Annotated in this window: 7 protein-coding genes; 5 read left to right on the forward strand and 2 right to left on the reverse strand. The window is 51.5% G+C overall.

Annotated features, from left to right (window positions below):
• Positions 1-988: type I glyceraldehyde-3-phosphate dehydrogenase (gene gap / locus FDX03_RS12425; protein WP_137346032.1), on the reverse strand; the 988-nt coding region annotated here is incomplete at its 3' end.
• A 189-nt stretch (positions 989-1,177) separates the two neighbouring features.
• Between gap and cybB the strand changes: the two genes are divergently transcribed.
• Positions 1,178-1,708, forward strand: a complete 531-nt coding sequence (gene cybB, locus FDX03_RS12430; RefSeq protein ID WP_048211572.1) for a cytochrome b561 — start codon at positions 1,178-1,180, stop codon at positions 1,706-1,708.
• Positions 1,709-1,750: 42 nt separating this feature from the next.
• Here cybB and FDX03_RS12435 read toward each other — a convergent pair whose 3' ends face one another.
• Positions 1,751-2,677 (reverse strand): EamA family transporter, encoded by a 927-nt coding sequence (locus FDX03_RS12435; protein WP_137345985.1) that lies wholly within the window; start codon positions 2,675-2,677, stop codon positions 1,751-1,753.
• A gap of 180 nt (positions 2,678-2,857) precedes the next feature.
• On the opposite strand from FDX03_RS12435, the gene FDX03_RS12440 reads away from it, so the two are divergent.
• From FDX03_RS12440 to FDX03_RS12455, 4 genes are all read left to right on the forward strand, one after another.
• Positions 2,858-3,277, forward strand: a complete 420-nt coding sequence (locus tag FDX03_RS12440; RefSeq protein ID WP_061067962.1) for a translesion error-prone DNA polymerase V autoproteolytic subunit — start codon at positions 2,858-2,860, stop codon at positions 3,275-3,277.
• Positions 3,277-4,545: a Y-family DNA polymerase gene (locus FDX03_RS12445; RefSeq protein WP_115602006.1), complete on the forward strand. Its 1,269-nt coding sequence runs from the start codon at positions 3,277-3,279 to the stop codon at positions 4,543-4,545. The genes FDX03_RS12440 and FDX03_RS12445 overlap by 1 nt, the downstream gene beginning before the upstream one ends.
• A gap of 61 nt (positions 4,546-4,606) precedes the next feature.
• Positions 4,607-4,882, forward strand: coding sequence for a metal/formaldehyde-sensitive transcriptional repressor (locus FDX03_RS12450; protein WP_003833178.1), 276 nt, complete (start codon positions 4,607-4,609; stop codon positions 4,880-4,882).
• A 32-nt stretch (positions 4,883-4,914) separates the two neighbouring features.
• A complete protein-coding gene (locus FDX03_RS12455) occupies positions 4,915-6,033 on the forward strand; it encodes an S-(hydroxymethyl)glutathione dehydrogenase/class III alcohol dehydrogenase (protein ID WP_048211575.1) in 1,119 nt (372 codons plus the stop codon).
• Positions 6,034-6,065: the final 32 nt, after the last annotated feature.

Here is a 6,065-nt window from a genome sequence, read left to right on the forward strand (position 1 = left end):
ATTTATCCAACGTACGGATAAGTTGGGTGACAAAACCGTACTCGTTATCGTACCAGGCCACGGTTTTTACCAGTTGCAGATCGCCCACTTCGGTGATCTCGGTTTGTGTTGCATCAAATACTGAACCGAAATGTGAGCCAATGACATCTGACGAGACAATTTCTTCGTCGGTATAGCCGAATGATGCATTGTTCAGCGTTGCCTTTTTCAGCGCGTCGTTAACCTCTTCCGCAGTGACTTTTTTACCCAGAATCGACACCAGTTCCGTAACGGATCCGGTTTTTACCGGAACACGCTGGGCGTGACCTTTTAATTTCCCGCTCAGGGCCGGGATCACCAGACCAATCGCCTTCGCCGCACCGGTGGTATGAGGAATGATATTTTCTGCTGCCGCGCGTGAGGCGCGCAGATCTTTCCCGCGAGGGCCATCAACCAGTGATTGCGTTCCGGTGTAAGCATGGATAGTGGTCATGGTGCCAAGCTGAATACCGAAGCTGTCATGCAGCGCTTTTGCCATCGGCGCCAGGCAGTTGGTGGTGCACGACGCGACAGAGATAATCCGATCGCTGGCATCCATCGTGTCGTCGTTGACGTTAAAGACAATGGTTTTCATATCCCCAGCCGGGGCGGATATCAGCACTTTTTTGGCCCCGGCATCCAGGTGCGCGTTGGCTTTTTCTGTTGAGGTATAAAAACCGGTGCATTCGATGATGATCTCTGCGCCAGTCGTTTTCCACGGAATATTTTTGGCCTCTTTTTCGGCGTAAACGGCAATTTTTTTACCATCGACAATCAGTGCGTCCTCGGTAAAGTCGACGCTCCAGGGAAACGGGCCGTAGTTTGAATCGTGTTTTAACAGATAAGCGAGGATTTTCGGTGAGGTGAGGTCATTGATAGCGACGACCTCCACGCTGCTTTTGACCTCCAGTAGCCGACGCAATACCAGACGACCGATACGACCAAAACCGTTAATGCCAATTTTATTCATGGTTTTCTCCTGTCAGGATGAGACGGTACGACATATTTTCCCTACCAGGCATAGTCCAGTCAGGCATCCGCGGCAATAGCTGTTTTTGCGGTTAAACGTAACTGACTGAAAATGGGTGAACAAAACTTAATGAATTTTTAACAAAAGCCCGTTATGTTGACGCATTATTGTTTTGATTCGAGAAGTGTTATGGGGAAGAAGTATTCTGGCCTGCAAATTGGCATTCACTGGCTGGTCTTTTTGTTGGTCATTGTGGCCTACAGTGCCATGGAGTTTCGCGGATTTTTCCCGCGCAGCTATCGTCCCGGGTTCAACATGGTGCATGTTTCCTGTGGTATCACGATTTTAGCGTTGATGGTGGCGCGTCTGCTGGTCAGACTTAAGTATCCGGCACCACCGATTGAACCAAAACCGAAGCCGATGATGATTGGCATGGCGCATCTGGGGCATCTGGTTATCTATTTGCTGTTTATTGCGCTGCCGATTATTGGCCTGGTGATGATGTATAACCGGGGAAATCCGTGGGTTGCATTCGGCATTGTTATGCCACATGCGGCAGAAGCCAATTTTGAACTGGCCGATATGCTGAAATCATGGCACGAAACGCTGGCAAACCTGGGTTATTTTGTCATTGGCCTGCATGCCGCCGCGGCTCTGCTACATCACTATTTCTGGAAGGATAATACGTTGTTGCGCATGATGCCGCGAAAACGTTCCTGATAAAACGCCCCGCGTAATGCGGGGTGTTTTATTTCTCTGTGATTATTTTTCGCATGAGATCTCTTTTTCAACGCGTTGCACCTGCGTGGCGCGTTTCTTCAGGCTGATGATGGCCAGTGCCAGAACAATCAGCACAATCCCGCTACCTTCGACAACGCCAGGTTCTTCGCCGAGCAACCACCAGGAAAATAGTACCCCGCAAACCGGCACCGCCAGTGTGCTTAAACTGGCGATACTGGCAGGCAGGTTACGCAACACAAACAGCCATAAGCTCCAGGCCAGCGCGGTTGCCAGTACGGCGCTATATCCTAATGCCCAGAATACGACAGGCTGCCAGTCAGGTGTTCGCTGTGGGACCAGCCAGGCTACCAGACTCATCACCAGCGCGGCATACAGCATCTGCCACGAGGTGAGTGCTAACAGGTCTATACTGGGATGACGAACATACATACGTTTGGCGACAACCGCACTGGCTCCCCAACTGATGCCCGAGAGGATTGCCAGCAGCGCACTCTTCATTGACGAAAAGTCCAGTTGCCACGGCTGTAATACCAGTATCAGGCCAAACGCCGCCACTGCAATAGCGACGTACTGCAAACGACGCATGCGTTCACCGAGAAAAAGGGCGGCCATAATGACCACCCAGAAGGGCATGGTATAACTCAGAATAGCGACTTTTCCCGCACCGCCGCTGACCAGCGCCCACTGTGATAATCCCACCATGCCGCACGTTTGTAACAAGGCTATCGCCAACGTATAACCGAGCGGGGTCGGGCGCATTCCGCGTCCGCGTAGCATCAGGACAATAAATAATAACAATGCCCCAAAAGAACAACGTAGTGCGGTGAAATCGAATGAACCAATGTAGTGCGTGACCTGTTTCATGGCAATCCAGCTATAGCTCCAGATGAGCGTTAGCGCGATCAGGCCGCCAATGGCCAGCGGATTGCTTTTCCCTGCGGTAGTCATAGTGTGTCCGTTTTGATGATGTTATGGCGCTACTATACCCGGTTTCATGTCGCGATACGTTTGTACAGACACTAGTCGTTATAATTCAGGTGAATAGCAATAGCGCCACAAAAAGCCGCTTGAACAACTGCTCAGATAAAACTACTGTATATAAATACAGTTAATATTGGATGAGTCATTATGTTGTTTCTCAAGCCAGCGGATCTCCGCGAAATCAATACAACCCCCTTGTTTAGTGACCTTGTTCAGTGCGGGTTTCCCAGCCCGGCTGCGGATTATGTCGAGCGGGGCATCGACTTGAATGAATTGCTAATTCAGCATCCCAGTGCCACGTACTTCGTGAAAGCCGCGGGGGATTCAATGATTGAAGGGGGGATCGATAATGGCGATTTGCTGGTTGTTGACAGTTCGCTGACGGCGGTACATGGCGACATTATTATCGCTGCCGTTGATGGTGAGTTCACGGTTAAGCGGCTGCAGCTTCGTCCAACGGTACAGCTCGTTCCAATGAACAGCGCTTATGCACCGATCGTTATCGGTCGTGAAGAATCACTGAATGTATTCGGTGTCGTTACCTATGCCGTGAAGGCTCTGCGCTGATGTTTGCACTCTGCGATGTAAATTCGTTTTACGCCAGCTGTGAGGCCGTTTTCCGGCCTGATCTCTGTGATAAACCGGTGGTGGTTCTCTCAAATAACGATGGCTGTGTTATTGCCTGCAGCGCGGAGGCCAAAAAATTGGGTATCCAAATGGGGGCTCCGTACTTCAAACAAAAAGATCTGTTTCGACGTTACGGCGTGACGTGCTTTAGTTCAAATTACGAGCTGTATGCGGATATGAGTAGCAGAGTCATGTCCATCCTGGAGGAACTCTCTCCGCGCGTGGAAAGATATAGTATTGATGAAGCGTTCTGTGATTTGACGGGGGTGAGGAACTGCAGAGATCTTACTGATTTTGGTCGCGAGATGAGGGACACTATTTTGCAGAAAACTCATCTTAAAGTGGGTGTCGGTATTGCCCAGACCAAAACACTGGCTAAGCTGGCAAACTATGCGGCTAAAAAGTGGCAGGATCAGACCGGCAGTGTGGTCGATTTATCGAATAGCGAGCGCCAACGCAAGCTGATGGCCGCAGTTCCGGTTGATGAAGTCTGGGGTGTTGGACGCCGTATCAGTAAAAAACTGGACGCTATGGGCATTAAAACGGTCTGCGACCTGGCTGAAACCGATATTCGCTTTATCCGCAAACATTTCAGCGTTGTGCTGGAAAGAACCGTACGGGAATTGCGCGGCGAATCGTGCCTGGCACTGGAGGAGTTTGCGCCGGTTAAGCAGGAAATCATCTGCTCAAGGTCGTTTGGTGAGCGGCTCACGGATTATAATGCCATGCGAGAGGCGATTTGTACCTATGCTTCACGTGCGGCGGAGAAGTTGCGCGGAGAGCACCAGTTCTGCCGCTTCATTTCTGCGTTTATTAAAACCAGTCCATTTGCCCATAACGAACCTTACTATGGTAACAACGCGTCGGTAAAACTACTGACACCAACCCAGGACAGTCGGGATATTATTGGTGCGGCGACGCGCTGCCTTGACGCCATCTGGCGAGAGGGGCGGCATTATCAAAAAGCAGGCGTGATGTTAGGGGATTTTTTCAGTTCCGGTATGGCGCAGCTAAATCTTTTTGATGAAAACGTCCCGCGGCATAATAGCGACAAACTTATGACGGTTCTGGATACCCTTAATGCTAAAAATGGTAAAGGGACGCTCTGGTTTGCCGGACAAGGGATACAGCAACCGTGGGCAATGAAACGAGACATGCTTTCGCCTCGCTATACGACGAGATACAGTGATTTATTGCGCGTGGGGTAGTGGATTTTACAAAGATGTAAAATTACTGATACTATAGGGGGGTATGGTATCTGGAGGGCGTATGCCGCATTCACCTGAAGATAAGAAACGCATTCTCACCCGTGTACGCCGTATTCGCGGCCAGGTTGATGCGCTTGAGCGCGCGCTGGAGTCCGGCGAGCCGTGTCTGGCGATCCTGCAACAAATTGCCGCTGTGCGCGGCGCATCCAATGGTCTGATGGGCGAAATGGTTGAGATCCACCTGAAAGATGAACTGGTCAGCGGGGAGACTACCCCAGACCAGCGTGCTGTGCGCATGGCTGAAATCGGCCATCTTCTGCGCGCTTATCTAAAATAACACCATCACCTCGCAATAATGGGAAGAGACAAATGAAATCACGCGCAGCAGTTGCATTCGGCCCCGGTCAGCCGTTAAAAATTGTCGAGATCGACGTCGCACCGCCAAAGAAAGGTGAAGTGCTGGTTAAAATTACCCACACAGGCGTGTGCCATACTGACGCTTTTACGCTCTCTGGCGACGATCCGGAAGGTGTGTTTCCGGCGGTACTCGGCCATGAAGGCGGGGGTATCGTGGTTGAAGTGGGTGAGGGCGTCACCAGCCTGAAACCGGGCGATCATGTGATCCCGCTGTACACCGCAGAGTGCGGCGAGTGCAAGTTCTGTAAATCAGGTAAAACTAACCTGTGTCAGGCCGTGCGTGCGACACAGGGCAAAGGTCTGATGCCGGATGGCACAACGCGCTTCTCGTATAACGGCGAGCCGATTTATCACTATATGGGCACCAGTACCTTCAGTGAATACACCGTTTGCGCAGAGATCTCGCTGGCGAAGGTTAACCCGCAGGCTCCGCTGGATAAAGTGTGTCTGCTGGGCTGTGGCGTAACCACCGGGATCGGAGCGGTCCATAACACCGCGAAAGTGAAAGAAGGCGATACCGTGGCCGTATTTGGTCTGGGCGGTATTGGCCTGGCGGTGATTCAGGGCGCGGTACAGGCGAAAGCCGGGCGTATTCTGGCCGTTGATACTAATCCGGAAAAATTCAAGCTGGCGGGTGAAATGGGCGCGACCGATTTCATCAACCCGAACGATTACGATAAGCCGGTGCAGGACGTGATTGTTGAGCTCACCGACGGTGGCGTGGACTTTAGCTTTGAGTGTATCGGCAACGTTAACGTGATGCGTGCGGCGCTGGAGTGTTGCCATAAAGGGTGGGGTGAAAGCATCATCATTGGCGTGGCGGGTGCTGGTCAGGAGATCAAAACACGTCCGTTCCAGTTAGTAACCGGGCGCGTGTGGCGCGGTTCCGCGTTTGGCGGTGTAAAAGGGCGCACCCAGTTGCCGGGTATGGTCGAAGAAGCAATGAGCGGAAAAATTCAGTTAGATCCGTTTATTACGCATCGCCTGCCGCTGGAGCAGATCAACGACGCGTTTGATTTAATGCATCAGGGTAAATCCATCCGTACCGTTATCCATTTTGGTGATAACTGATTCATTGGCCAGCGGATTTCACCGCTGGCACT

This window comes from Citrobacter sp. wls827 (assembly GCF_005280875.1).
Taxonomy (GTDB): domain Bacteria; phylum Pseudomonadota; class Gammaproteobacteria; order Enterobacterales; family Enterobacteriaceae; genus Citrobacter; species Citrobacter youngae.